The organism is Stappia stellulata DSM 5886, assembly GCF_000423705.1.
GTDB lineage: Bacteria > Pseudomonadota > Alphaproteobacteria > Rhizobiales > Stappiaceae > Stappia > Stappia stellulata.
The window spans coordinates 202,369-226,871 of record NZ_AUIM01000012.1 but is presented as its reverse complement, the minus strand read 5'-3'; the positions used below and the strand labels follow the sequence as shown (position 1 = coordinate 226,871).

General features: G+C 62.5%; 16 protein-coding genes and 1 tRNA gene. 7 read left to right on the top strand and 10 right to left on the bottom strand.

Going from position 1 to position 24,503, the window contains the following annotated elements; genetic code table 11:
• Positions 1-258: 258 nt before the first annotated feature.
• The 6 genes from G572_RS23425 to G572_RS0110745 all read right to left on the bottom strand — a co-directional run bounded on the left by G572_RS23425 (position 259) and on the right by G572_RS0110745 (position 9,220).
• Positions 259-1,479 carry a GIY-YIG nuclease family protein gene (locus tag G572_RS23425; RefSeq protein ID WP_037546517.1) on the bottom strand — a complete coding sequence of 407 codons (1,221 nt, stop codon included), beginning with the start codon at positions 1,477-1,479 and terminating at the stop codon, positions 259-261.
• Positions 1,472-3,529 (bottom strand): DEAD/DEAH box helicase, encoded by a 2,058-nt coding sequence (locus G572_RS0110765; protein ID WP_029058488.1) that lies wholly within the window; start codon positions 3,527-3,529, stop codon positions 1,472-1,474. The genes G572_RS23425 and G572_RS0110765 overlap by 8 nt, the downstream gene beginning before the upstream one ends.
• Entirely contained in the window at positions 3,529-4,587 is a 1,059-nt protein-coding gene (locus G572_RS0110760; protein ID WP_029058487.1) for an endonuclease NucS domain-containing protein, read from the bottom strand. Before G572_RS0110760 ends, G572_RS0110765 begins: the two co-directional genes overlap by 1 nt.
• An 88-nt stretch (positions 4,588-4,675) precedes the next feature.
• Positions 4,676-5,857 (bottom strand): hypothetical protein, encoded by a 1,182-nt coding sequence (locus G572_RS0110755; RefSeq protein WP_029058486.1) that lies wholly within the window; start codon positions 5,855-5,857, stop codon positions 4,676-4,678.
• Positions 5,854-8,613, bottom strand: coding sequence for a class I SAM-dependent DNA methyltransferase (locus G572_RS0110750; protein ID WP_029058485.1), 2,760 nt, complete (start codon positions 8,611-8,613; stop codon positions 5,854-5,856). The genes G572_RS0110755 and G572_RS0110750 overlap by 4 nt, the downstream gene beginning before the upstream one ends.
• A gap of 211 nt (positions 8,614-8,824) precedes the next feature.
• Complete coding sequence (locus G572_RS0110745) at positions 8,825-9,220, bottom strand: hypothetical protein (RefSeq protein WP_037546516.1); 396 nt, start codon at positions 9,218-9,220, stop codon at positions 8,825-8,827.
• A gap of 368 nt (positions 9,221-9,588) precedes the next feature.
• On the opposite strand from G572_RS0110745, the gene rnhA reads away from it, so the two are divergent.
• From rnhA to G572_RS0110730, 3 genes are all read left to right on the top strand, one after another.
• A complete protein-coding gene (gene rnhA / locus G572_RS25920; protein WP_037546514.1) occupies positions 9,589-10,059 on the top strand; it encodes a ribonuclease HI in 471 nt (156 codons plus the stop codon).
• Positions 10,056-10,964, top strand: a complete 909-nt coding sequence (locus G572_RS0110735) for a ParB/RepB/Spo0J family partition protein (protein WP_084650039.1) — start codon at positions 10,056-10,058, stop codon at positions 10,962-10,964. The genes rnhA and G572_RS0110735 overlap by 4 nt, the downstream gene beginning before the upstream one ends.
• A gap of 464 nt (positions 10,965-11,428) precedes the next feature.
• A complete protein-coding gene (locus G572_RS0110730; protein WP_029058481.1) occupies positions 11,429-12,058 on the top strand; it encodes a recombinase family protein in 630 nt (209 codons plus the stop codon).
• A gap of 15 nt (positions 12,059-12,073) precedes the next feature.
• On the opposite strand, the gene G572_RS0110725 is transcribed toward G572_RS0110730, so the two are convergent.
• From G572_RS0110725 to G572_RS0110710, 4 genes are all read right to left on the bottom strand, one after another.
• Positions 12,074-13,819: a site-specific integrase gene (locus G572_RS0110725; RefSeq protein ID WP_029058480.1), complete on the bottom strand. Its 1,746-nt coding sequence runs from the start codon at positions 13,817-13,819 to the stop codon at positions 12,074-12,076.
• Positions 13,820-13,918: 99 nt separating this feature from the next.
• Positions 13,919-13,995 (bottom strand) — tRNA-His (locus tag G572_RS0110720).
• Positions 13,996-14,234: 239 nt separating this feature from the next.
• Positions 14,235-14,750 (bottom strand): phasin, encoded by a 516-nt coding sequence (locus tag G572_RS0110715; RefSeq protein WP_029058479.1) that lies wholly within the window; start codon positions 14,748-14,750, stop codon positions 14,235-14,237.
• Between the two features lie 287 nt (positions 14,751-15,037).
• Positions 15,038-15,418 carry a phasin gene (locus G572_RS0110710; RefSeq protein ID WP_029058478.1) on the bottom strand — a complete coding sequence of 127 codons (381 nt, stop codon included), beginning with the start codon at positions 15,416-15,418 and terminating at the stop codon, positions 15,038-15,040.
• Between the two features lie 585 nt (positions 15,419-16,003).
• Between G572_RS0110710 and G572_RS0110705 the strand changes: the two genes are divergently transcribed.
• The 4 genes from G572_RS0110705 (at position 16,004) to G572_RS0110690 (ending at position 24,492) form a co-directional block, all read left to right on the top strand.
• Complete coding sequence (locus G572_RS0110705; protein ID WP_029058477.1) at positions 16,004-20,278, top strand: ATP-binding protein; 4,275 nt, start codon at positions 16,004-16,006, stop codon at positions 20,276-20,278.
• Between the two features lie 139 nt (positions 20,279-20,417).
• Positions 20,418-21,380, top strand: coding sequence for a threonine dehydratase (locus G572_RS0110700; RefSeq protein WP_029058476.1), 963 nt, complete (start codon positions 20,418-20,420; stop codon positions 21,378-21,380).
• A gap of 243 nt (positions 21,381-21,623) precedes the next feature.
• On the top strand, positions 21,624-22,676 hold the full coding sequence (locus G572_RS0110695) for a Fe(3+) ABC transporter substrate-binding protein (RefSeq protein WP_029058475.1): 1,053 nt from the start codon (positions 21,624-21,626) through the stop codon (positions 22,674-22,676).
• Between the two features lie 106 nt (positions 22,677-22,782).
• Complete coding sequence (locus G572_RS0110690) at positions 22,783-24,492, top strand: ABC transporter permease (RefSeq protein ID WP_084650035.1); 1,710 nt, start codon at positions 22,783-22,785, stop codon at positions 24,490-24,492.
• Positions 24,493-24,503 lie beyond the last annotated feature (11 nt).

The window sequence follows — 24,503 nt, the reverse complement described above, 5'->3', positions numbered from 1 at the left end:
TGGCCCAGCTCTCGCCCGAGTTCACCGCTCGTGTCGTCGACCGCTGGCAGGAGCTGGAGGCAAAACACGCCTCGCAGGTGCCCCAGTCGCTCCCCGAGGCTCTCCGTCTCGCAGCCGATCTTGCCGAGAAGAACGCTGCACTGGTGCAGGAGACGCAGCGGATGCTACCTGATGCCCTGGTGGGTGAACGGTCGACGCCTTGTAGACCGGTGGGCAATCACGCTTCCCCGTATCTGAGAAACCGCTGTTCTCAGAGCATCAACGTTTCGGGCCTATCGCCAAGCCCTTCACTGTCTGGTTCTCGACAAGGCGCGCTTGTTCGGGGTCGTAAGCGTAGTCCTTGATCGTTCCATCCTTGATCCGTTCGACGGCCTCATCGATCACGGACAGAGGGACGAGAAACCACTCACGGGGCACCACCGGATTGCCAAAGCGATCTATCACGTCGATGTCCAGCCGCGCCGCGTCGAACACACGGTGGATCAGGTTCTCGAGTTTCGTGCGGTTGATGTTGAAGAGTTCGTAGGTCGCGGCGATCTCGACATCGGCCATAAGGAAGGTCGGCTGCAGCCTGGCGCCTGCCACACGCTTCTCGACCGGCATATTGGTCACGCCAATCTTATGGACTAGATTGCGATGCTCAGCCACCAGCGGCAGGTCGGACTTGCTCCGCAGCACGTAGATCGTTCCGCTCGCCTCGTCGCCTTCCGCGGACGCATCCGCAAAAAGAGGCCCCGCTGTCGGGTCGGTGATGCGCCTGCCAGCTTCGTCCTTGTTGAGTGCACGTTGAAGTGAGCGCATGAGCATGTCGCTCTCGGTGCCGTTGTCGAAGATGACGCGCAACCTTGCATCGGTGCGCCCTTGATCGGTTGTCGTCAGGTCGCCCATTTCAGCCACATAGGCTTTCTGGCCCCCGACGATAAAAAATCTTCCTGGCTGGATTTCAGCCTTCATCTCGAACGGTCGTGTTTCGCGGATGCCATTGTCGAGTTCACGCTGAACCTTTTCGAAAAGCGGCCTGAAGGTCTCGAAGTCCGCACATTTCTCGCGGGTCGCCACTTCCTCGGCGGCCTTCTTCTCGGCGCTCGACCTCACATGTTTCAGCTCGGTGATTGCGGGGGCGGCGGCCTCGATACCCAACTCCGCAAGCAGCGCATCGTCGTCCAGATCCTCTTCGGACTGCGGGTCCGGGTTCCCGCCGGTCAAGAGGTCCTGATGATCGAGTGGCTCGACGAGATCCCGGCACTCCGCTTGCGCGCGGATGCGGTCGAGCCGGACGGCATAAAGCCGTTCGAAGATATCCAGATCTTCACCATGCCGGGGCGCTCGCCCGTGTTCGTCGAAGAAGCGCTGGATCTCCTCAAACCCGGCGATTATGCGCTCCTCACGCGGCGTACGCGCGGCGGCGGGCTTCTCCTCGACCTCGATCCCGAGTTCGGCAAGAAGCGCGTCGTCTTCCTCGGTGAACTGCTTAGCCACGCGCGGCCTCCGCCTTCATGCGTGCCAGAAAGGCGACACCCTCGGCCATCTTTCGCTCCCAGGCATCGGCGGAGGTGAGGGTGGGCAGTCGTCCACGCTCCTGTTTGAAGCGCAACGCCCGCCGCGCCAGGTCCCGCGCCTCTTCCGGCGTCAGTTTCACCTTCTTCGCAGAGATCACGGCCGCCACTTGCCTGAGGCTCTCCTCGCTCATCTCCTTCGCCAGGATGGCATAGGCTTCGCTGAAAGGGTTTATCCGGTCGATCAGGTCGATGTCGAGCTCGCGTACATCCATGGCGAACTTGCGAACACCCTGGATCAGGGCGGTATTGCCGACAGTCCTGTCGTCTTGGTCGTCGACCGCTACCGCGATCTCCTTTGCCTTTTGCGTCAAATTCAGGGCCGCGATGGCATGCTGGCGCACCGCCTCCTGATCCTCCTCGTCAAGCTCTGGATATCGATCACGGACAATCTTGCCCATCCGCACCTGGGTCAGTTCCTCCGGCACCAGTTCCTCGTCGAAAAGCCCCCGTTCCACGGAGGTCTTGTCCTGGGCGAAAGAGGCGATCACTTCATTGAGATCTTCTTGGCAGATTCGCTCGGCTTCCTTGCTCTTTGGCGGCACGAGGCCCTTGATTTCGATCTGGAACTGGCCGCTGTCCTCGTTGAAACCGACGTTGCAGGCCTGCGGGTCATATCCACCCTCGCCATAGTCGAACCCGTCCGCCGGTCCGCTGGTCGCCGTCTTGGGCGTGAAGTTGAACCGCGGGGCGAGCACCTGCTCCATCAAAAGGCTCGCCGCGATCGCCTTCAAGGTATCGTTGACTGCCTCGGTAACAGCCTCTTCGGAGGCATCGGGCTCCGCGATCAGGTTGGTGAAGCGTGCACGCGTCTTGCCTTTGGCATCCCGGGTGGCGCGCCCGATGATCTGCACGATCTCCGTGAGGCTCGCCCGGTACCCGACCGTCAGCGCATGCTCGCACCAGATCCAGTCGAAGCCCTCCTTTGCCATGCCAAGCGCGATAATGATGTCGACATAGTCCCGATTGTTCTTCTGCGCGGGATCCTTAAGGGCAGCCGATACGACCTCTCGCTTAACATCGTCGTCGACGAGATCCGCAATGCGCAGCAAGCGCCCGTCCGCTCGCCTGACAAGTTGAAATCCAGTTTGTGGATCAGTGCCTTCCCAGTCACCAAGCTCATGCAAGATGTGCTCGACCTCACGGATCTTGTCCTTGGTGCTCTCGCGTGAATTCACATTCGGGATATGGATGATCGTCTTCTCGTTGGTGTCGAGAACCTTGAGGATGTCGTCGGTATAGGCGCCGGAGTAAAAAAAATAGCCTATATCAAGCGATTTCAGATACTTGTATCCATTGAGCTGCTCATAATAGGTATAGGTAACCGTGTCGAACCGCGCCTCGTCATGCGGCATCAGCACAGGCTCGGCATCGCCACGGAAATATGATCCTGTCATTGCGACCACGTGCACCTTGTCACGTGCGATAAGTTCGGCAAGCTGAGCACCCAGCTTGTTGTCCGGGTTTGATGAAACGTGATGGAACTCGTCCACCGCGATCAGGCAATCGTCGAAGGCCTCGATCCCGAACTTTTCGACCGCGAAGCGAAAGGTGGCATGGGTGGCGACCAGAACCCGGTCTTCGCTGTCGAGAAACTTGCCGACGGCCGCGACCTTGCCCTCGTCACCGCCCGGCGCATTGCACAGGTTCCACTTCGGTTCGACATGCCAATCTGCCCAGAAGCCGAATTGCGTCAGCGGCTCGTCGGCGAAACTTGAGCCAATCGATTTTTCCGGCACGGTGATGATGGCCTTGCGCAGCCCCTGACGGTGCAGCTTGTCGAGTGCGATGAACATCAGCGCGCGGCTTTTCCCCGAAGCGGGAGGCGACTTGATGAGCAGATACTGCTCGCCGCGCCGTTCATAGGCGCGCTCCTGCATCGGACGCATGCCGAGCTCGTTCGACTTCGTCGAGCTGCCATTGCGGGAATAGGTGACGGAGACGGAGGGGACCGACCGTGTTTCATCGCTCATCAGAAGTTCCCTTCCTCCCGATCAAGCCCGAACTCGCGAACCAGGAACTCGACCGTCTTCTCGTCATAGATTTTGCAGGCGATGTTCTGATTGGCGAAGATCCCGGCAAAGGTTTTTGCATGTGCCCGGTCGACCGTTTTCTTCCAGTCGACACCTATCACATAGGCTCGCTTTTCGGGATCGTCGCCGAACTCCGTGAAGTATGCGCGTGATACGGCGTCCACCAGACGACGCCCGTCGCCAAGCATGAAGTCATCGGCAGGCTGCATTTCGGAGCGCACGACGCCATGCCCCAGATAGCCGGTGTTCTTCTGGTAAAAGAACACCCGGTCGCCGACCGAAAGCCGTGCCAGCCCGTCCGAGTACCATTTGCCGCCGGACGCGACGACATAGCCGTGGCGGCGCAAGTCCTCCCAGGGAACGTCGCTTTCGGCGCCTGCCGTCAGATACCAGTAGCCGCTCCATGGGGCGCGGGTCTTGCGGGTGGCGCGCTCGGCAACCTCCTCCTGCTCAAGCAGTGTGTCGGTCGACAGCCACTGCACACCCTGGTCCTCAAAAACGTTGAAGAAGGAGACGTTGATGCCGACGCCGTGCTCCTCCGACAGGTATTCGATGATGCGCGTGGTCGTCTCGTCCATGCTGCTTGCGACGATCATCATCTGGTGCGAGGCATTGAGCGTGTCGGGCGGCGGCGCCGAGAAGCGCTCCCGATAGACCTCGTCCAGCGTGCGCCCGGTCTTTTCAAGGCAGAGCGCATGCACGTCGCGGGTCGAGAGCGTTGCCACCCATGAGGCATAGTCGAGCACCTGCGCGACAATCTCGCGTGGCGTCCGGTCCCGCTTCAACTCGATGATGATGAGCGAACCCTCCTTGTCCATCGCCAGAAGGTCGATGCGGCCCCGGTTGGCGATCGAGACCTCCCGGCCGATGAGAACGCCTTGAACACCGACGAGGGCAAGGTTGTCTCGCACCCACTCCTGAATCATCAGTTCGTTGGCAAGCTTGGAGCGCGCGGCACGCACCAACGCGCCATTCTCGATCCGAAACAGGTCGCTCATGATTTCTCCCAGGCAACAATCAGAATGGCCGTCCCACAAGGCCCAAGACAAAGATCAACAACCTTAAAGCAATACGGCGCAACGCCCCTCAATCAAAGCCTGCAGCAGCGTACCCTCTTTTCAACGCCTTGCGCGCGGCTCGCTGTGTACACAGAAAGAACTCATTCCCAAGACTCATCCCGCGCTTCTCAAGATAGTTCTTCATCGCGTCCTCGCCGATCCTGGCCTCTTTGGAACTCGGCAACGGCGCTCCATAGACCCCAGAGCCGGAGACAAAAATCTCCCATCTGAAGAGCGCGTCTCTAGGCAACCCGGCATTGATCGCGTCGCACCTCGTTTTGGGGCTGTGAGAGAAGCCGACCTTGAAAATCTGAAGCTCCGCCGAATCATCTCGCTCCGGCAGCGAGGAGGGATCCAGAAAGTCGAACGGGCTGCCAGTCAAACGCATCACATAGAGGTGCTTCGGTCCCTCGGCTTCCTTATGCTCTGTCGGGTGCTGGGAAACGGGACCGGGCTTACTGGGTCGAAGGGCCTCTCGGGCCGGGCAAGCCTCGCCATCCGCGTCGTCGGAGGGTAGACCGGAGTTCGGGTAAACGGAGACCTCACGAAGGTTGAAATCGAACAGTCTGCGCGCTTCGTCCGTCGTCACCCGCACCGGGCATTTTGCGATATGCCGCGCACGACTGGTCCTATAGGTGGTTGGCGCGAATTGCTCGATCGTCGGCCAGGCGCTGTCGGGGGAGATTATCCAGGCACGCACAGCCTCCACCGCGTGTTGCCACCTATCTCTCAATAGAGGATCAACAGGTCGTTTTTTCCACTCAACGGGCGAAATAAACCTCTGTGCGATGCCTGCTCGGCCAGACAGTTGCAGGAGACCGGGAACCCTTCCCCGCTGCGCTGGTGGTCCTTTGACCTTGGTGCAGTAGATCACCAGGAGGTCACCTGGCCGTATCTCTTCGAGAAAGCTTCGTCGCTTGTCGAAGTCGGAGAAGCCGAACGAACCGTAGTCTTCCGGCTGGAACCCCCAGGTCGAGGTCAGCCAGACCCTCGGTGGATCGACGTTGATGAGGGTCTCGGGATCGGGATAGGCGTCCCCCGCATGAGCGCGACGAAAGACGTCGAGTGATCCATAAGTATCCACGATGGCTCTCTGCGCGGCCTCCGCCGACTGTGCAATTTCAGGCGACCAACCGTGAGCGCGCGCCATCTCGGGGAGGCCATCGTAGGTGTCGACCGCGATCCGCTCGATCTCCCTCATATCCATCATGCCGCGCCCTTTGCCTTGGTCATCTCGGTGTAGAGCTTGAAGAGGTGCTCGAGCCGTTCCGTGTCGTTGCGGAAGCGGCGGCCGATGTAGATGCGCTCCAGCGTCTCGTCGTTGCGCTCATGGGCGGCGCGCAGGTCGTCGGGCATTTTCTCCGGATCGTAGAGATCGGCGATGGTCGCCGGGAAATGCGCCTCGCGCGTCAGAAGAATGTCCTCGGCGCAAGCCGTCAGATCGATCTTGTTCTTCTCCGTCAGCGTCGGCACGGGGAAGGTGTTCCAACCGAGGGTGTTGGAATAGCTGAAATCCGTGCGCATCCGCACGCATACGGTCCCGATCCACACCCAATGAAGGCGGGAGGCAATCAGCGCCATGTTCCAGAGCGGAGCGTCATAGAGAGCGAAATTACGGTCACCGATGATCGTTCCGCCCTTTATCAAACCCACTGGGAGGTAGTCGCGGTTCTCTGAACTGACGCGAGGGACGGCGATGACGTATTTCGAATCTTTGTGTCGAATTTCACCAAATCGATGCGGCCATGCCGCCGCTTCTTTCGTTTGCGCTTTCGAGCTTTCAATGCGCATTTTCTCGACTGCGCCTAAGCGCTGCGAAATGGTCAAAAATTGCCTGGCGTGCTTTGATTTTTCGTCTTTGATCCAAAGAGCAAAACGAAGCTTGCCGTTAATCAACTCTTCGGAACCCAGATATGGGCGAACGTACGATTGGAAAGCCTCTGTTGATTCGGCATGGATGGCAGAAGCCTCATCGCTACTGAGCAGAAGGCCTCCTCCATCAACCGCACTGTCACCTCGATCCATCGGAGTCACCCCGTTTATTGGCTTGGAGGATTTCTGAAGCAGGATATTCGGCGCAGCAACGAGGTAGCCATTCAAGTTGTCCGCTTCCTTCAAAACAGTTTCGCCGCAGTCGCTCAAAGAATACAGTCTTCGAGTAGCATTGGCGTGATTGGAGATACCAACGATGACAACCGTGACGCCTGCATTGTGGCTGGCTAGATTCGCCCATTTCAAATTTGTGTGGGCAAAGTGGATTTCATGCCCTGTCTGAAAGATCAGCGGCCAGAGGATCGGCACCTGTTGCCCCTGGCAGATGGAATTGGTGGAGACGAAAGCCGCGCTGCTCTTCGTATGCATCCCAAAGTCCGTCGCCTTCATGAACCAGCCCGCAACGTAGTCGAGCGACTTCCAGCTCTTTGTCCGGTGCGCAAAGGTGGATTCCAGATCCGACTTCTGCTCCTTGCTCTGCCACGTCGACCCCAAATATGGCGGGTTCCCGCAGATATACGTCTCGCCGCCCTCGTTCTCGAAGTCGATCTGCGCCTGATCGAGTGGGGAGTGGAACAGGTCGTCGGCGTGGTGTTTCACGCCTGTGCCCGTCGGCGGGCAGATGGAGAGCCAGTCGAGCCGCAGCGCGTTGCCGCAGGTGATCCAGTTCTTTGCGTCCAGCGGCAGGAACGCGGCGAGCGCCTCCTTCTGTCCCCGGTAGAGCACGTCGCATTGGTACTCGGCGATGATCAGCGCGAGGCGTGCAATTTCGGCCGGGAAGTCGCGCAGCTCGATGCCGCGAAAATTGGTCAGCGGGATTGCGGACTTGCGCTCCGCCTCGCCCCGGCGGCGGTTGATCTCCGCCTCGATCTCGCGCATCTGCTTGTAGGCAATGACGAGGAAATTGCCCGATCCGCAGGCCGGGTCGAAGACGCGGATCTTCGCCATCCGATTGCGCAGGTTGAGGAGCTTGCGCGCGTTGTCGCCCGCCTCCTCCAGCGTCTCGCGAAGATCATCGAGGAACAGCGGGTTCAGCACCTTCAGGATGTTGGGCACCGAGGTGTAATGCATGCCGAGGGCGCCGCGCTCCTCGTCATCGGCGACCGCCTGGATCATCGAGCCGAAGATGTCCGGGTTGATCTGTCGCCAGTCGAGATTGCCGATATGAAGCAGATAGGAGCGCGCGATGCGGCTGAAGCGCGGGACCTCGACGGAGCCCGAGAACAGATGACCGTTCACATAAGGAAAGGTATCGGCCCAGCGCGGCAGGCTGGCTTTCGCGCGCGCTTCAGGCTTCACGTCCATTGCGCGGAAGATCTCCGAGATCACCTCATGGGTGTTGGAGGAATCGCGGGCGGTCATCTGTTCGATGGTCGCGGTGAACAGGTCCGAGCCGTTGAGGATGTCGGTGTCCTCGGCGAAGAACAGGAAGATCAGACGCGCCATGAAGTGGTTCATGTCGTGGCGGCGCTCCGCGGCGCCCCAGTCCGGGTTCTCCTTCAAAAGCTCGACATAGAGCCGGTTGAGCCGTCCGGTGGCGCGAATGTCGAAGGCGCTCTCGCGGATCTGCTTGACGGTCGAGATCCCGGCGAGCGGCAGGAAGAAGCCGAAATGCTCGGCGAAGTCGGCATGGGCGCAGGCGATCGGCGGCACCTCCGAACCCAGTTCCTCCGCCTCCAGCGTGACGCCGTCGCTCGCCAGGATGAAGCGCGCCTTGGCCTTTGTCGTCGCCGGGCTTGCGCGCAGGGCATCGAGCGTCGCTTTCACCTCGCCTTGCGCGCAGGTCTTGATGTGGATGTGGTTGCGCTGCAGGACACCGCCGATGTCGGACTTGTTGGAATGGCCGCTGCGCAGCCGCTTGAGTTCGGTCTCCTTGCGCCCGAAGGCCTGCAGGAAGGCGTAAGGGAATTCCTCCGCGTCGAACGGTTCCGCTGCCAGGGCCGAAATGGCTTCTTCGATTTCAACAGCGTTCAAGATCAGCCCCTCAAGTCAAGAAAATGGATGCAAGGCGTGTTCATCGGGCCCGCATCGTATCGTGGTGGTTGCTCACCCAGCCGTCCATACAGAAAGATGCCGACGAACTGCGCGCAACCGCCCAAACCATTCTTTCGACGTTCATTTCCCGAGTAACGGACGTTTTGCTGGCACGACCATAGCGCCAAGGCCGGAGATGGTGAAGAGCGCTCTAGCGGAGAAGACTGCACAGGCCGAGCAGCAGGCCGAGACCCCCGAAAACGACTGATATGAGCGCCAATACGGCACTTATACGGACGCGAGGGTCCCGGACCGTCAAATACCACCAGATCGTATCGAACAGGTCCGCCTTTTTCACGGTGAGTTCCAGCTCGTCTCCTGGTTCAACCTTGAGAGCGCGACGCAAGTCGATATCAAGACAGATCACGTTCTCAGCGAGGTCGTGCCCGATGACCGAGGCTAGAATTTTGCATCCATCGCATTTCGAGATACGGACAATCTCAAAACGATTTGTCCCGTTGCGGAACTTGTAATTGATTGCAGTGCGACCCAATCCCACGTGTTCTTTAAACATGCGTCTGATCTTGAATTTTTTTGTGTGAGCCATTTCCTATTCTGTCCACTTCTAGAAAAATTTGGAAACTTCAAATAAATTCCACACGATATTCTTTTCGAGAAATCCTTGAAATTTTCGCTCAAGTATCTGATTTATAAAGATTATATCGGATATCCAGCAGTTTACGGCCGCTAGAACACATACGTACACCGACCGCTCGCGTGTGTCTGCCTCTCTCCGGCGCGGTCTTCGGTGCCGGATCTCAAGCCCATGGAGTTTCCACACGGAAAAACCTCCATGCGGCACCCCAAAAGCCTAGCATTTCCATCGCTTTGAAGCCCTTGCCCTTAAAGGGAAGGGTATGTCGGCGATGGTGGTATGCGGGGTTCCATCCAATCATCTCTCTCGAAAGGATCTTCATGGTTGAAGATACCCGTCCCGTCACGATCTACACAGATGGCGCATGCTCGGGAAACCCAGGCCCCGGCGGCTGGGCAGCCATTCTCACAGGCCGCAGAACACCGAAACTGTTATCCGGCGGCGAACCGCACACCACAAACAACCGTATGGAGCTCGCCGGTGCCCTTGAAGGGCTCAAAGCGCTCTCAAGACCATCCCAGGTGACCATGATTTCGGACAGCCAGTATGTCGTCAAAGGCGCATCGATCTGGTGGCCTGAATGGCGGGATCGGGGTTGGAAGGGCATCAAGAACCGTGATCTCTGGGAAGAACTCCTGGATGTATGCCCCCGTCATGTTGTCCGCTGGGAGTGGGTGAGCCGTCACTCTGGCGATCCTTTGAACGAACGCGCCGACAGACTGGCACGGGAGGCGTTGCGACGTCAGACCCGCCTTTTGCAGACAATCGCAAGACAAGGGGTGTCGGCATGACGCTGCAGACCGAAGGACTTGAACCCGTTCCGACGTTATCCGAAACACCTCCTGTGGCGGCAACCGACAGAGCCAGGAGCCGTCTCGCCGCTCGTATCGATATGCTGGAGCGCCTGCGAACCCGGTCCACTCTTGTAGATCGGTCGTCGCAGGAGATGCCGCTTGAGCTTGTCGACCGGGACCCGGAGGCTTTCCAACCCCGAACCGGCGAGCTTGACGAACGGCACATCTCGGATTTGCGGAGTGCCCTGAAGGTTTCCGGTGACCTGGAGCCCATTCTGGTCATGCCATGCGGCAATCGCGTGATGCTGATCGACGGGCACCACAGGCTCGATACCTATCGCCTCGAAGAGCGATGCGTGATCCCGGTGGTGTTCTTCGAGGGGACCGCCAGAGAGGCGGTTCTGGAAGCGGGAAAGCGGAACAGCCGCCCGAAGCTCGCCATGAACAACAGGGACCGGCAGAACCACGGGTGGCGGCTGGTGTTGTCGGCGGCCTTCACCAAGAGTGAGGTCCAGCAGGCAGCCGGGATAAGCAAGGGCCAGGTCGACAACATGCGCTCGGCGCTGCGGCTGCTTGGCGAGGAGGCCGAGTGCTACGCCGAGTGGTGGCGAGCACGCGAAGCATGGCAAGCGAAGCGCGATGGCAAGGAACTGGAGGAAAAGGAAATACAAGACCGCATGACAATCATCGAGGAACGCGGAAAGGAAATCGCCGACCGCTGGTGCAAGATCACGCCCAGCCATATCCGGCAGAACCCAGAGATCCTGGCCTTCGCTCTCAAGGAACTCCTTGGTCGCCACGCCTATGAAACCAGTCAGGAACTGGCGCATCTGTGCATGCAGGATCCAAGTGTGATGCCAGAAGGCTGGGATGTGCCGGACGACGAGAACGACGACTACTGATCTTGATGGCGCGCATGCCGCTCTTGAGGTGCCCCGATGGGATTCTCGGGGGCGGCCTGCGATGCCATCGGGATCCCCAAGTGCCCAATGCCTAAGATGCCCATATTGGGCAGTTGGCAACCTCTGACCCCGGATGATTTCGCAAAAAATCTCTGACGGGGTTCATGTATATACCTTTGTCAGCATCCCCCCGTCTCCCCATACCCACCCCGCAACAGACCGGCAGGGCAAGCGATGCGAAGGCAACCCGGTGCCGGGTGCCGCATGCCCCGGTCATGCCGATCAGGTAATCCCGCGCGATAGTCCCGCCGTTAGCTCCGTAACGGGGAGGGGTCTTTTGTCCGCAAGGGTATGGCTTAGCGGTCATGTCCGTTGCTTCGCCCAAGCGTGTCCGTAAGGCTTGCAATCAGTCTACGGACATGTACTCATGCGGACATGAGCCATACGGACATATCGGAGATCCCATGAAGACCGTCCTTTATGCGCGGGTGTCGACCGCAGACCAGACGCTTGACCACCAGAAGACCCAGGCGGAGGCTGCAGGCTTTACCATCGACGAGGTGGTGGCGGATCATGGCGTCTCCGGTGTCTCGACGCGTCTTGCCGAACGACCGGAGGGCAGGCGGCTGTTCGACATGCTCCGCAGCGGCGACACGCTGGTGGTGCGCTGGGTCGACCGGCTCGGGCGGAACTATCAGGACGTGACCGACACCATCCGGGAGTTTATGCGCCGGGGCGTGGTGATCCGCACGGTGATCAACGGCATGACCTTCGACGGGTCGACCAGAGATCCAATGCAAGCAGCCGTGCGCGACTCCCTGATCGCCTTCATGGCGGCTATGGCACAGGCGGAAGCGGAGGTGCGCAAGCAGGCCCAGCGTGCCGGGATCGAAGCAGCCAAGGCGAGGCCGGGGCGCTATCTGGGGCGCAAGCCCTCCTACACCCGCGACCAGTTCGACCGCGTGCGCGATCTTCTCGGCCTCGGCAAGGGCATCAGCGAGATCGCGAAGACCACGGGCCTGTCACGCCAGACGGTTTACCGGATCAAAGACGACCCGGCAGCAGCCGAAGCGATCCTGCAGGCTTGGGAATAGTTGCTTGTTTCTGTGTCATAGCACGTTTTTTGTCGCCTCGGACGTCACATGCAGATGCGTCAGATCGATCCCTGCGAACTCGATGGACTGCACGGCCTCGTTCATCGCCTTCATGAAGGCCTCGCCATAGCCGTATCGGTCCCGCTCACCCGCTTGGGCGCGACCCTGAAGGATCTGGATGACATCCGATGAGATGCGGCTCGCCCGACAGAAGTCCTCGAAGTTGTGGCGGAGGCTGTGGAAGGCCGTCTTGGGCGTGGTGATCCCGACTTCGTCGAGAACACGCGAGAACTGCTTTGAGAAAGGGTTCGAATAATTCCCCTTCGAACCCTTCTTCATATCAGAAAACAACCGCAGGCTCCCTGCCCTGCGCCGCATCTCCACGTGATCGAGGAAACCCAGCCGGATGAGATCCTGATGAATCGGGATGTCGCGATAGGCATTCTTGGTCTTGAGCGACTTGTCCTCACCCTCGTCGTTGATCGAGAGACATAGAACCCCGTGCACCTTGCGAACATCGTCCACATGGAGCTGCAGGATCTCGTTCGACCGGGCGCCCGTGTAGAGACCTATCAGAGGGGTCCAGAACAACCCGCTGTCGCGGGGAATGAGGCTGCCGGGTGTCGACCTGAACCGGAGCGACTGGCACCCGGTGAAAAGCGGCGCACGAAAAATGCGCTGCAGGTCGTCAAGGGTGAAGGGATTGCGCTCGTCACGCGCCCGGTGACGCCGCATTGAGAGCGACAGTCCGGCGAAGAGGCCTTTTGGCGCATCGTCATAGTTGCCTTCGGCCCAGCGCCAGAACGATCCAACGAACCGCAAGACCTTGTTGATGTTGGTCGCGGACATGGGTGGCAATCCCAGTTCCGTGGCCTTGGCCGCCGCATCAGTGATCTTCAGTCCCCTGATGGCTGCCTTCTTTTTCCAGTTCGCAGGGAGCTGTAGCATCACCGCTTTGAAGCGCCGGGCATCTTCCTTTGTGTACTCATGGATCTGACGGTCGCCACAGGTTTCCATGAAGGCAGAAGTCCATGTGCGGTGCTCTTGCTCCGTGGTCGGCGACCAGCTCTCGCGCGTCTTCTCGCGAACCCATGCCTCGACCGCCACCGACATGAGCGGCGTCGCAAGCATCTTTTTGGTCGGATCAGGCTCGGGCGTCGGGACATAGTCGCCATCATGGCGCCGCAGGACATCGTTGGCAGCCTGGATGATCGCGGCCTGGATAGCGGCGACCACCTTCTTGAAGCCCGTGCTGCCGGGTCGCACCTTGAGATTCACGTCCGACCACGAGAGGACCTCTTCGGCTTCGTCATCGAAGAAGACGTCGCTCTTGAACCTCGCTCTCAGCCGCTTGGCGTCCTCGGAGAATTCAGTCGCAAGCTCGCCCCACTCGTCGAAGCTCGGCACCGGCATCTCTGGCAGCGGATCGCCTTCCTCAAAAAGGCCCTCGATCCGGACCTGCTCGTCCTCCTCGAGAAGATGCGCATGATAGACGGCCTGGATCGCTCGCATCTGCTCCGGCGTGAGATCGTCAAGCACCGGAGCCGAGGCCCGGTCGCTAAGCTGCCGTCGATGCAGTTCGAAGCGGTTGTCGACTTCCACGGCCTTGATGCGCACACGGCGCAGCGCCTCGGCACGATCCTTTGTGCGCAACGAGATCAGCTCTTCGCGCTTGCCATACGATTCAACGATGTCGGCAGGAACCACGGCGCGGTGATAATAGACCGCTCCACGGCGATAAAGACGCGTATGTCCGGACACCTTCCTGAGGCCCCCACTGTAGCAGTTCCCTGTAGCAGCGGCCGCAAGTGTGTCTTGCATTTCAATAAGTTACTGATGGATAAGGGAGAAAAAGGCGAATGGTACAGACGGTTGGAGTTGAACCAACGACCTTCGGAGCCACAATCCGACGCTCTAACCAACTGAGCTACGTCTGCACGTCAATTCGGAGGCGGAAGCTAGTTTGAAACTGCCGCGAATGCAAGAGGGCGAATGATGCTTCGCCCGCCCTCTTCCACAGGTTCGCCGCAAGGCGTGCGCGCGACCCGGAACACGGCCCTGCCCCGCACCGCCGCCCGCGGCAAATGCAAAAGGCCCGGCGCCATGGACGCCGGGCCTTTTCGCCCCGCTCGACGGGACGTCAACTCTGGCTGAGAACAGCCGGACATCCAGGCAATCAGGCTGCCTTGAAGTCCTTGCTGGCCTTCTCGTAGGCGCCCTTGACCGTCTCGGTCATCTCGCCGGAGAGCTTGGTCGAGAGTTCCTGCATGTCCTTGGCCTGGCCGGTGAAGGCTTCGAACTGGGTGCGGGCGAAAGAGCTCTGCAGCTCGATCATCTCGGCCAGCGTCTTCACCTCGAACATGTCCTTCACGAACTTGAAGGTCGCGTCGGTGTTCGCCTTGGCCGCATCGACGGCCTTGTGGTTGAAGTCGAGAACGCCGCGACGGGTCGTCTCGAAGCCGTCTTCCATCAGATCCGTCGCGTCTTCGGCGGCGGTCTTGATCTTGGCGTAGGATTCACGCACCTGCTCGATGCCCTTCTCGGCCATTTCGCGGGTCGCGGTCGGAATTTCCATATTGGGCATGGAGAAAGCCTCGAAGTTCGGGAACGGGGTCACCGTGGAATCGGTGGACTTGGCGGTTTTCGCGCGGGCGGCCTTGGGGGCCGCGGCTGCGGACTTGGTCTCGGTCATGGTTATGCTCCTTTGGACGGGCAGCGCTTGCGGAACCTTCCGCTGACGCCCGATAGCGATCCTTGCGACCACCAGACCAACGGGGCCAGTGCTCGCCGATTACAAACAGGAATATAGGGAGGGTTATTGTGCGATGCAACATAAATATTGCGACGCACAAATGCCGTCGCGTTCCACGCACGAATTTCCGCCGTTCCGCTCACTTCGTACGACCGGCGGCGCAGGCGGACCGGCCGCCCGCGCCCTCCGAAAACCGGCCACGCCCCGGCGACGCGGCCATGTCGGCCCTACTTGCGCGAGGACACGTCCTTGGCGGTCCTGGACGCCTTGTCGCCCAGATCGCGGACCTGTTCGCCAAGCGATTCCATCTGCTTGCGCAGGTAGTCGCTCTGCAGCTGGATCATCTCCTGCGGCGTGGAGGCCCGCACCATCTTCTGCGCCAGGTCGAAGGCTGCGGAGATGTGTTCCTCGGTGTATTCCAGAGCGGTGCGCCCGAGGTCATCGGCGCCCGCCTTGACGGTGCTGGCCGTCGTCTCGACATTGCCGACCGCCTTGCGGGTGGCGCTCATGTAGTCGTCGAACGCCTTGCGTGCCTGATCGACGCTCTGATCCGCCATATCGCGCATGTGATCGGGGATCTCGAAACCGGTCTTGTCGCTCTTCGTCACGTCGTTCTCCTTTGCCTGGCGTTTCCGCCTTGCCTGAGTTGGCTGGCGCTGCCGCAACGTCTGGCGCGGCCGCGCCCGCAGGATGGCATACCTGCCCCACATCGCAAGAACCGCTTGGCAATCCCGGGGCGCGCGCCTTGCAAACACGGCCGACATCTCCTTGAAGGGGCGATGCGTCGCAAGAACGAGCGCGGCGCACGGGCCGGTTGCCCGGTCAAGGGCGGGGCCCCGCGACACGACAGGATTTCCATGGCTTTCGGATTTGACACCGGTTGCAGGGCCTTGTCGCTGCGAAAGTCGGGAAACACCCTTGTTTCCCGACTTTCCGCTCCTTGACGAGACGCTGTCCACCCCGGGCCATGGCGCTCCCGCTTGTCGGGTCCCCTCCGGATGAAATCGTGATGACGAGCATCCGGTTGTTAACCAGCCTGCGAGACAATCGCCCAGAATCAGCTTGCCAACGTGGACGAAAGGGCGGGAAGACGATATTTACACTTTGTTTACCGCAAACGCGTCTACCAAACATGGCTCCAGGCCTTGGCGGACAGGCTTGAGACGGGCTGCAACGGCGGAGAAAGCGTGCCCATGAACAGCCATTTGAGCACCTTCATGGCGTTGAGCGGTCTTGCGACCGCCAACTCTCATCTGACCGACCCGCGTCCGGCCTGGATCTGGGCGGAGGACGGCAAGACCATCCTGTGGGCGAACCCCGCCGGCGCGGCGTTCTTCGGCGTGCGCTCCCTGCGCGAGCTTGCCGACCTGAGCGGTCTGGCGCGCGCGCCTGCTCGACCGCACATCATCCGCATCGCCGCATCCGGTCCCGACGACCGGGACACGACCGATCGCCTGCGGTTCTATCGCGGACTGCGCGTGATGCTGCTGACCTGCACCTGCCGCCGCCTGGCGCTTGCAGACGGCAGCAACGCGGCGCTGATCGTTGCCAACGACGCCCCGCCCGCCCCTCACGTGGACCCCGCCGCGCTCCTGCCCCTGGTGGCGGATGCCGATGACAGCACGGCCGTCCTCTACGACCGCACCGGCGCGCTCGTCGACACGGCCGGCGATCTCGAGGCGCCCGCCTTCGACGCCGTTTCCGCGCGACTGCGCAGTGCCAAGCATGCTCCGGTGCGCACCCATCTTCCCTTCGGCGACGGCGAACATGCCGCCCTGCTGCTGATGCTGGACACCGGGCACACGCTTGCCGTGATCGCGGCCACGCCTGTTGCCGCCGAGCCCGCCTCCGATCCCGTGGCTCCCGCCGTTGCGCCGACCGCGATCGACGACACGCATCGCGCAGACGACCGCTCCGAGGTCGCGGCGACATCCGTCGACACGGATGAGAGCGATCCGTCCGACCCGCAGGCCACCGATATCCAGGCCGGTGACATTGACGGGCGGGCGGTCACGGACGGGGACAGCACGGCAGCCGAAACCGAAGAAATGCCGCAGCACCGAAAGTGGGGCATGGCCACCGGCGGCCTCTTCGGCTTTGCAAGTGCGACACGCTTCCTGTCCACATCCCGCGCCGACCGCGCGGCTGCCGAGGCCCGGATCGACGCGGAGCGCGCGCAGGCCGTCGCCGACGCAATGCCGAACGAAGCCCTCGACACCTCGATGGACGCGCCGGCCACCGAAGCGGACCAGCCGGATGCGTCCGCAGTGGATGAGCGCGCAGTCGACGAAGGGCTGTCGCTCGACCGCTTTGCACCGGACGAAGCCGCTGGGGAGATCCCCACCGAAGCGTCCGACGAAACCACCGAACCGCACGCGGCCGACGACGCGTCCGCCGATGCGGCGGATGCGGATCTGCATGACGCCACCGGCGAGACGTCGGCGGAATTGCATCTTGACGACGACACGGGCGCGGACGGCGATATGCCTGCCGAGGCGGATGGTCCGGCTCCGTCCGGCTTCGTCTTCGAGGCACGCGAGCGACCGGTGCGCTTTGCCTGGAAAATGGACATCGACCGCCGGTTCACCTTCCTGTCGGCGGAATTCGAAGAGGCGCTCGGCCCGGAAGCGGCCGATGTTGTCGGCCTGACCTGGGACGAGGTGTGCGAACGCTTCGGCATCGACGGCGACGGGCGGGTTGCGGCCGCGCTGCAACGCCGCGACACCTGGAGCGGTCGTTCGGTCGACTGGCCGGTCAGTGGCGCGGCCTTGCGCGTTCCGGTCGACATGGCCGCCCTGCCCGCTTTCGACCGCAACCGCATCTTCGAGGGATTCCGGGGGTTCGGCGTGTGCCGCACGGGCGACGCCAAGGACGACCCGGATGCCACCGGAACGCATTTGCGCATGCGCCCGTCGCTTGACGCGCTCACCGACAGCCTTGGCGAAGACGACGGCGCGGAGGCGCCGGCCGAGACGCTTGAGAGCGATGCGGTCACGAGCGACACCGCCAGCGTCGAAAGCGCGCGCGCGGAAGCCGCATTCGAAGAACCGGCATCCGGAACGCCCCTGTCGGAAGAGGCGGTCCCCGAGGATCCCGTGTTCGGGTCTGACGACGCGCTTGAGGCAGCGAGTTTTCCCGTCGATCCGCCCGGCGACATGTTTGAAGAAGACGAGGGCCCGTCTCTTGCGGAAGACCCCGCCCTTGCAGAGGACACCGGCGACCGGCCCGAGGACGGGACCGTGGTGGAGACCGACGATCCCGAAGACGAGGGCGGCGATACACCGGATGCGGACGAAGACGACACGCTGAGCGTCGAAGGCCTGGCAAGTGCCGCGGCTGCCGCCACGCTGGCGGCCGGCGCGTCCAGCGAACGGGCTGCGGCGGAAGACGCCGCACTCGCCGCCTCGCGGCTGTCAAAGCCCGAGCGCGAGGCGTTCCGCAAGATCGCCGAGGCTCTGGGCGGACGCAATGAGCCCGATGCGCCGCCCTCGGCCGCGACCGAGGAACACGAGGCAAGCGAGCTGCTGGCCGCGCTCGACGACGCGACGGATGTCGAAAGCACGACAGATGCCGCGACGACGCCCGAGGACGCAGTCGCCAGCCTTCACAACGACGACGACGACGACGACATCGATGACATCATCGACGTCGGTGCAAACGACGATTTCGCCGGAGACCCCACCGGATCCGGGGACGACACGCGAGACGACGACGGCGCGCACACGGACGGGGAGCCGGATCAGGACAGCGACGGCGCCGAAGCGGAGGATGGCGAGGCCGAAGCGGAGGACGGCGCGGACGTGCCCGTTCAGGCGCACCCCGTCTCGCCCCGGCCTTACCTGACGCTTGCCAGCAACAAGGACGATCCGACGCGCCGCGATGACCCGGTCGCCGATGGCGGCGATGACGACGGCACGGACAGCAGCCACGACACGCTCCCCGCGGATGCGGCTCCAGCACCGCCGACGCGCGCGCAGCGCACCAGCCTGCTCGACCGGCTGCCGGTCGGTGTCGCGATCATCGACGGCACGGATGTCGACTATGCCAATGCGACGCTTCTCAACCTGCTCGGCTATCCCGACACCGAAACGCTGAGCGCTGCCGGCGGTCTGGAAGCGCTCTTCGCCGAACCGGAAGACTGGCCGGCCACCGTTCCGGGCAAGATGTCGGAGCGCACCATGCGCCTGCAGCTTGCAGACGGCGGCGCTCGGCCGGTCAAGGCGCGGCTGCACACGGTTCCCTGGAAGGGCGGCAACGCGTTGATGATGTCGCTGCTCGACCGGCACGACCCCGGACAGGAAGCGGCCCTCGACCGGCTGCACGAGGTGCAAAGCGCGCTGGCGCTTTCCGAGGCGCGCGTGTCGGAAATGGACGCGGTTCTGGAAACGGCGACCGACGGGGTGCTGATCCTCGACGAAGACGGGCTGATCGTGAAGGTCAACCGCTCGGCGGAAGCGCTGTTCAACGCCTCGCGCGACGAAATGGTGGGGGTGGCGCTCATCGATTATCTGGCGCCGGAAAGCCGCCGCGATGCCACGGATTATCTCGACGGACTGGCGCGCAACGGCGTCGCGAGCGTGCTGAACGACGGGCGTGAGGTCATCGGCCAGATAAGCTCGGGCGGCCTCATCCCGCTGTTCATGACCATCGGCCGGGTCGGCCAGGGCGACAGCGGCCCGCATTTCTGCACGGTGCTGCGCGACATCACCCAGTGGAAGACGGCCGAAGAGGAACTGACCGACGCCAAGCGCCAGGCGGAAAACGCCTCGTCGCAGAAGTCCGACTTCCTCGCCAAGATCAGCCACGAGATCCGCACGCCGCTGAACGCGATCATCGGCTTTTCGGAAGTGATGATGGAAGAGCGCTTCGGGCCCGTCGGCAACGACCGCTACAAGGGCTATCTGCGCGACATCCACAATTCCGGCTCGCATATCATGAGCCTGATCAACGACCTGCTCGACCTGTCGAAGATCGAGGCGGGCAAGCTGGAGCTGACCTTCGAGGCGGTGTCGGCCAATGACATCATCCGCGAATGCGTCGCGCTGATGCAGCCGCAGGCGAACCGCGAACGGGTGATCATCCGTGCCAGCCTGCCCGGATCCGTCCCCAATATCGTTGCCGACGGGCGCTCTGTCAGACAGGTGATCCTCAACCTCCTGTCGAACGCCATCAAGTTCAACCAGCCGGGCGGCCAGGTGATCGTCTCTTCGGCGCTGGAGGACAGCGGCGAGGTGATCCTCAGGGTGCGCGACACCGGAACCGGCATGAGCCACAAGGACCTGGAGGCGGCGATGGAGCCGTTCCGCCAGCTTCACACCGCCCGCCACGGCGGCGGCACCGGCCTCGGCCTGCCGTTGACCAAGGCGCTCGTCGAGGCGAACCGGGCAAGTTTCCGCATCGATTCGGAGGTCAATCAGGGCACCTTGATCGAAATCACCTTCCCGCCGCAGCGCGTCCTCGCCGAATAGGGCCCGGACAGCGGCCGGCCGCAGTCCGGGATTGACCGGGACCTTGCCGACGCGCGACACTTTTGTGATCGGGACCGGCCGCGCGGCCGGCCCGGCACCCCGCCCGTCCGCGCAGCCCGCGCCACTTCCGGAGTTTGCCATGCTGACCCTCGCCGCCATCGAGGACGCTGCCGAGATCGTCTATCGCGCGATGCGTCCCACGCCGCAATATGCCTGGCCCGTGCTCAGCGAGGCGCTCGGCCGCACGGTCTGGGTCAAGCACGAGAACCACACGCCGACCGGCGCCTTCAAGGTGCGCGGCGGGCTGGTTCTGCTGCAAGGATTGGCAGAGAAGGCACCGAGCGGCACCGGCATCATCTCCGCCACCCGCGGCAATCACGGCCAGAGCCTTGCCTTTGCCGCCAGCCGGCTGGGACTTGCCTGCCATATCGTCGTTCCGGAGGGAAACGCCACGGAAAAGAACGCCGCAATGCGCGCGTTCGGCGCGAACCTGATCGAACACGGACCCGACTTCGACGCCGCCAAGGCGGAGGCGGCGCGCCTTGCGGAGGAACAGGGCCTTACGATGATCCCGAGCTTTCACGCCGATCTCGTGCGCGGCGTCGCCACCTACGGGCTGGAGTTCTTCCGCGCGGTGCCGGAGCTCGACGTGGTCTATGTGCCGATCGGGCTTGGATCCGGCATTTGCGGACTGATCTCGGCACGCGACGCGCTCGGCCTCAAGACGAAGATCGTCGGCGTCGTCTCCGACAAGGCGGATGCCTATGCCCGCTCGCTGGAAAGCGGCAAGCTGACGGAAACCGCGAGCGCCGCAACTTTCGCGGACGGCATGGCCGTGCGCTGCCCCGACGAACAGGCGCTCGCGATGATCCGCGCCGGCGCGGAAGACATCGTGCGCGTCAGCGACGACCAGGTCGCCGATGCCATCCGCCTCTATTACCGTGCCACCCACAATGTGGCGGAAGGCGCCGGTGCGGCACCGCTCGCCGCGCTGATGGCCGACACCGAGCGCGGCAAAACGCCCGGCGTTATCCTCTGCGGACAGAACATCGACACGCGCTGGATGGCCGAGGTGCTCGGCGGCGGAACGCCAACTCCCTGACCCGGCTTCGCTTTTGCAAACGCCTTGCAAGACGCGCATGGGTCCCGCATCCGCGAAACCGGACGCGCCCACTCATGTTACTTTGGAATAATTCCAAGGTATTGATTTTGCACGCTTTTATTGTTGACACAGAAACTCCTGTTTTTATGATGCCTCCAGTCGTGCCGGCCCGTCGGGTCATGGCACGGCAGTGACATCCGCCTCTTCGGCAGGGCCTTGCCCCCTGATCGTCTGGAGTTTTACATGATCAACAAGACCAAGGGCGTGCGCGCCTGCACGCTTGCCGCACTCTTCCTGACCTCCGCCAGCTTTGCCGCTCCGGCGGCCGCCGAGGGGGAAGTGAACATCTATTCCTACCGTCAGCCGTTTCTGATCGAGCCGCTTCTCAACGCGTTCACCAAGGAAACCGGCATCGAGACCAATGTGATTTTCGCCGACAAGGGGCTTGGCGAACGCATCAAGGCGGAAGGCGCGAATTCACCCGCCGACGTGCTGCTGACCGTCGACATCGGCCGTCTGGACGGCGCCAAGGAAATGGGCATCACCCAGCCGGTGACCTCGGACGTGATCGAGGCCAACATTCCCGCGGAATACCGCGATCCGGACGGCCACTGGATCGGCCTCACGACCCGCGCGCGCGTCATTTACGCGTCGAAGGACCGGGTCGAACAGGACACGATCACCTACGAGGAACTGGCCGACGAAAAGTGGCGCGGCCGTATCTGCACCCGCTCCGGACAGCATGTCTATTCCATCGGCCTGTTCGCCTCCGTCGTGGCGCATGAGGGCGCTGAGGCGACAGAGGAATGGCTTGCCGGCGTGCGCGACAATCTCGCGTCCAAACCGTCGGGCAACGACCGGGCGCAGGTCAAGTCGATCTACGCCGGGGAATGCGACATCTCGCTGGGCAACACCTATTACATGGGCAAGATGCTGACCAACGAGAAGGAGCCGGAGCAGAAGGACTGGGCCAATTCGGTCAAGATCCTGTTCCCGAACGCGGAAGGCCGCGGCACCCATGTCAACATCGCCGGCGTGATGATGGCCAGGCATGCGCCGCACCCCGATGCCGCGAAGAAGCTGATCGAGTTCCTCACCTCCGAGGAAGCCCAGCGCATCTATGCGGACTCCAATTACGAATATCCCGTCAAGCCGGGCGTGCCCGTTTCCGACCTCGTCGCCTCCTGGGGCGAGCTGACGCCGGACAGCCTGCCGCTCGCCGAAGTCGCCAAGAACCGCAAGACCGCCAGCGAACTGGTCGACAAGGTCGGCTTCAACGACGGACCGTCAAGCTGATCGAGACCGCTCCGTTCAAGACACGCGGCGCCCGGCACGTTCACCCGGGCGCCGTTTCCCATTTCCGCTTGCCGCGCACCGCGCCGAGCCGTCAGGGGCCTCCGGCATGACCGACGCAACCCATTCCGAAGCGCTGTCGGCGGCACGTCCGCCGAAATCGGCGGCGACCGTCCCGGACCGTATCTGGATCGGCATCGGCTTCGTCGCGGCCGCGCTCACGCTTATGCCTGTGATCGCGCTGGTGGTTCTTGCCTTCCAGTCCACCGGCGATATCTGGGGCCACCTGATCTCGACGGTCCTGCCCCGCTCCTTGTGGACGACGGTCCTTCTCATGGCCGGAGTCGGGTCGATCACGCTGGTTCTGGGCGTCGGCACGGCCTGGCTTGTCACCATGTGCCGTTTTCCCGGCCGCGCCCTCTTCGACTGGGCGCTCCTCGTGCCGCTCGCCGTGCCGACCTACATCATCGCCTACACCTATGTGGAGATCCTGGACTACACCGGCCCCGTGCAGTCGGCCCTGAGAGCGGTCTTCGGTTTCCAGACCTCGCGCGATTACTGGTTTCCCGAAATCCGCTCGCTCGGCGGAGCGATCTTCGTGATGAGCTTCGTGCTCTACCCTTACGTCTATCTGACGACGCGCGCGTCTTTCCTGCTGCAATCGGCCTGCGCGCTCGACGTGTCGCGCACGCTGGGTGCCGGCCCGCTGCGGCTGTTCTTCCGCGTCGCCCTGCCGCTGGCGCGTCCCGCCATCGTCGTCGGCCTGTCGCTCGCGCTGATGGAATGCCTCAACGACATCGGCGCGGTGACCTTCTTCGGCGTGCAGACGATGACATTCTCGATCTATGACACCTGGATCAACCGCTCGAGCCTGGGCGGCGCGGCCCAGCTTGCGGTGGCCATGCTGGCGCTCGTCTTCGCGCTGCTGTGGGTGGAACGCCACGCCCGGCGCAAGCAGCGCTTCCATATCACCACATCGCGCTATCTCGCCCTGCCGAGTTACCGGCTGACCGGGTGGCGCGCCGGGCTTGCAATCGCGGCCTGCGCCACCCCGATTGCGCTCGGCTTCCTCTTTCCCGCAAGCCTGCTCGTCGATTACGCCAGCCGCCGACTGGACGAGCTTTCCGACCCGCGTCTGCTTTCCGCCGTCGGCAACAGTCTGACGCTCTCCGTCGCAGCCGCCCTGCTCACGGTCGTCATCGGCGTGGTACTGACCTATTCGCAGCGCGTGCGGCCAAACGCGGCCACGCAACTGTTCGGGCGCATTGCCTCGATCGGCTATGCCATTCCCGGCACGGTGCTCGCCGTCGGCATCCTGATCCCGCTCGCCAGTTTCGACAATTTCCTCGACGGCATCGCCCGCTCCACCTTCGGCTTTTCGACCGGATTGCTGCTTGTCGGATCGGGCGCAGCGCTGGTCTACGCCTATATGGTCCGCTTCCTCGCAGTGGCCTACGGGCAGGTGGAAGGCGGGTTCGGCAAGGTCACGCCGCATCTCGACATGGCGGCTCGCACGCTCGGACGCAGCTCGGGGCGCATCCTGTTCGAAGTGCATCTGCCGATGATCCGCCCGGTGCTGCTGACCGCGCTGCTGCTCGCCTTTGTCGACTGCATGAAGGAGCTGCCGGCAACGATCCTGCTCAGGCCGTTCAATTTCGAGACGCTGGCGACCACGGTCTACAACGCCGCCTCGCGCGAGGCGGTGGGCGAAGGCGCATTGGCCGCGCTCGCCATCGTGCTGGTCGGCCTGCTCCCGTCGATCCTGCTGGCGCGCACCTCCGCGAGGAGCTTCCGCGACCACAGCACCGCGCGCACATGACAAGACGTCGG

Coding starts and splice junctions, on each gene's coding strand:
- G572_RS0110765 (WP_029058488.1), bottom strand. CDS start 3,529: ATGAGCGATGAAACACGGTCGGTCCCCTCCGTCTCCGTCACCTATTCC.
- G572_RS0110760 (WP_029058487.1), bottom strand. CDS start 4,587: ATGAGCGACCTGTTTCGGATCGAGAATGGCGCGTTGGTGCGTGCCGCG.
- G572_RS0110755 (WP_029058486.1), bottom strand. CDS start 5,857: ATGATGGATATGAGGGAGATCGAGCGGATCGCGGTCGACACCTACGAT.
- G572_RS0110745 (WP_037546516.1), bottom strand. CDS start 9,220: ATGGCTCACACAAAAAAATTCAAGATCAGACGCATGTTTAAAGAACAC.
- rnhA (WP_037546514.1), top strand. CDS start 9,589: ATGGTTGAAGATACCCGTCCCGTCACGATCTACACAGATGGCGCATGC.
- G572_RS0110735 (WP_084650039.1), top strand. CDS start 10,056: ATGACGCTGCAGACCGAAGGACTTGAACCCGTTCCGACGTTATCCGAA.
- G572_RS0110730 (WP_029058481.1), top strand. CDS start 11,429: ATGAAGACCGTCCTTTATGCGCGGGTGTCGACCGCAGACCAGACGCTT.
- G572_RS0110715 (WP_029058479.1), bottom strand. CDS start 14,750: ATGACCGAGACCAAGTCCGCAGCCGCGGCCCCCAAGGCCGCCCGCGCG.
- G572_RS0110705 (WP_029058477.1), top strand. CDS start 16,004: ATGAACAGCCATTTGAGCACCTTCATGGCGTTGAGCGGTCTTGCGACC.
- G572_RS0110700 (WP_029058476.1), top strand. CDS start 20,418: ATGCTGACCCTCGCCGCCATCGAGGACGCTGCCGAGATCGTCTATCGC.
- G572_RS0110695 (WP_029058475.1), top strand. CDS start 21,624: ATGATCAACAAGACCAAGGGCGTGCGCGCCTGCACGCTTGCCGCACTC.
- G572_RS0110690 (WP_084650035.1), top strand. CDS start 22,783: ATGACCGACGCAACCCATTCCGAAGCGCTGTCGGCGGCACGTCCGCCG.